Source organism: Pseudoalteromonas sp. S3178, assembly GCF_005886985.1.
Taxonomy (GTDB): domain Bacteria; phylum Pseudomonadota; class Gammaproteobacteria; order Enterobacterales; family Alteromonadaceae; genus Pseudoalteromonas; species Pseudoalteromonas carrageenovora.
In genome coordinates, this window is the sequence record NZ_PNCW01000552.1 from 1 (window position 1) to 307 (window position 307).

Genomic DNA, 307 nt, shown 5'->3' on the forward strand with positions numbered 1-307 from the left:
GTTTATGATGGTGGGTTTTGCCTTGGTGGCGGTGGTGCTGAGATTATTGAGTTTCCCGATGGCACCTTTGCTCCTTGGATTTATTCTCGGCGATATGATCGAACGTAATTACCGCCGCGCCATGATGATTTCGGATGGCTCTATTAGCTTTATCTGGGAGCGGCCGTTAACTTTAGGCATATTTGCGCTTGCCATGTTAGTGTTGTTGATCCCATTAAAAGAGTACTTCCAGCAACGAAAAGTTGCGCAGTAACCCTAGTAAACCCGCAGTGAGGAAATACGTGTGTCGCAATCACAAAAATTAGCA

At 45.9% G+C, this 307-nt stretch carries 1 pseudogene; it reads left to right on the forward strand.

Going from position 1 to position 307, the window contains the following annotated elements:
- Positions 1 to 253, forward strand: a pseudogene (locus CWC11_RS22170) (tripartite tricarboxylate transporter permease); the annotation flags it as partial.
- Positions 254 to 307: the final 54 nt, after the last annotated feature.